Here is a 2,224-nt window from a genome sequence, read left to right as displayed (position 1 = left end):
GCGTAGCGCCGATATAAACTTCTTTAACCCCTCACGGTAGAGGGGGCCTATTTGTAATTCGGTGCCGTTAATTAGCCGAATGAGATTGCCATCGATTGAGCGGATCGCTGCCCGCCGAACAATATGAGATCGGTGGATTCGTACGAAAATAGGAGGGGGAAATAACTCCTCCGCCTTACCTATTCGCAGATGCGTCATAATCATTTCATTTTTAAGATAGACTTTCACGTAATCTTTCATTCCTTCTATGTACAGTATATCCTCATAAGGAATTTGCAGAATGCGTTTTTCTTCTCGTAACCAAACAGAATTATCGTCCGGCTGAGTCATTTTTGCATTACCCGATTGGGTAGTTTCGATAGCCGTCCAGCCCACTGAGTCAGAGAGTTGAAGGCGCTTGTCTTTAAACTTGATGATAGCCTGCATAAATCGTTCAAAAGCGATGGGTTTCATCAAGTAGTCAATGACCGCATACTCATAACTTTTCAGAGCAAACTCAGAAAAGGCGGTTGTGAGAATAATATCTGGCTGAACAGGTAGGCGTAAATTCATCAAGTCGATGCCAGTCATCTCAGGCATCTGTATATCTAGAAAGACCAGATCAGGTTTTAGCCGTTGGATAGCATCTAATGCCTGATGCGCATTGGCACAGACGGCGACGCACGTTAAATCAGGAACACGGCCAACAAACACTTCAACAATAGCCCGTGCGGGCGGTTCATCATCCACGATGATAACTTGGTAGGGTGGGTTCATGTAGTTGTATTTGGAGGTTTACACGAAAGCTATTCGCGACTTCGTCAATTTGTAAGTGATAATGTCCACCATAATAATGGTTTAGCCGTTTACGCACATTATTCAACCCTATCCCACCCGTAATAATCGTGGCTTTGGGCGGTAAGTTGTTTTCCACTTGAAATCGCAGTATATGTTGTGTAATAGTGAGCCGAATATGGACGCTGCCTCCTTGTGCACTTGCCTGTGGACCATGCTTAAACGCATTTTCAACAAAGACAATTAACAAGAGGGGTGGAATGGAAGATGTGCCAGGTTGCCCATGAACAGTGTAGGTTAATTCCACATTCTCATCATGCCGAATGCGCTGGAGCTGCACATAGCTGTCTAGAAAGGCTAATTCTTTGGCTAGAAGAACCTGTTCTGCTTCTGTTTCATACAGGGCATAGCGCATTAAATCAGCCAACTTTAGGATAGCCCCTGCTACTTTCTCCGGCGACTGGATAGAAAAAGAGTAAATATTATTCAGCGTGTTGAATAGAAAATGCGGGTTGATTTGCGCCTTGAGAAAATTGAACTCGAGTTGTAGATTCTCCTGTTCTAATTTGTCCTGTTGTGTTTTCATGGTGAAAAGGTCCTTAAAAACCTTAAGACCAACCGCGTACAAGAGGTAATTGTAGAATAGCGAAAATGAAAACAAGCCCACGATGATTGAATCAAATGGCACTTGCCAGACTGGCATCTGGATAACATGACCAGCATAGACCGAGTACATGCGAGGTAAATTGGCGAGCGTCAGGTAATGGATGAAAAGCAGAAAATGCCAACGTACGAGTGCCGATGTTAATATGTGAACCAGCAACAGACAACCGATAAATAGATTGAATCGGAACCTGACCAAGATATAGTTACGCGTCAACCAGGTTATTAGAAAGTAAGCATTAACGGTTAAGCCACCGAATATAATTGTCGATAAAACAGCATAAACCTGTTGGGCGTCTCGGTCAGGAATAGTGAGCGCTATATATTGAAAGCCCCGATAGATTAAGAAGATTGCTGTTGACCAGAGCACGACGTGGCGTCCGAGCCGGTAACCAAGAGCAGGGTTAGTTAAGAACTGAAATAAAATGTTCTTATCCAGATTTGTTTCCATACGTAACTTAAGCCTACATACACGAGAGCAGCACAGTCGACACTTATACAATCAACTGATCATACATTTATCTGTTGACTGAGTAGTAACACGAGGATAACTGACTGACGTCCTGTTCTCCGTTAAAAATAGCCGAAAAGACCTTTACAATCGACTGGAAGCATAGCTAGATCGACAAGTGCTCCAGAGAGGTAGCCACTGGCTAAGACATAAGCAGCGATCTCCTGCTTATATATCTGGTGACTGCCTCCTTACAGGCTATGTCAGTACCGGCTCTTTAAATCAACACTCTTTATCGGCTAGGCCAAGTTTGATTGATTTGTATCGATGTTACGA

General features: G+C 43.5%; 2 protein-coding genes. Both read right to left on the bottom strand.

Translation table 11 applies throughout. The annotated features are described in order from the left end of the window. A partial coding sequence (locus J2I46_RS32490) for a LytR/AlgR family response regulator transcription factor (RefSeq protein WP_207333284.1) occupies positions 1-756 on the bottom strand: 756 nt, incomplete at its 3' end. Next, the gene (locus J2I46_RS32485) at positions 722-1,888 is read right to left on the bottom strand and encodes a sensor histidine kinase (RefSeq protein ID WP_207333283.1); all 1,167 of its coding nucleotides are present in this window, start codon (positions 1,886-1,888) and stop codon (positions 722-724) included. The genes J2I46_RS32490 and J2I46_RS32485, both read right to left, overlap by 35 nt. Positions 1,889-2,224: the final 336 nt, after the last annotated feature.

This window comes from Fibrella forsythiae (genome assembly GCF_017353175.1).
GTDB lineage: Bacteria > Bacteroidota > Bacteroidia > Cytophagales > Spirosomataceae > Fibrella > Fibrella forsythiae.
The sequence above is the reverse complement of the archived record's forward strand: the minus strand, read 5'-3'. Positions and strand labels throughout refer to the sequence as shown.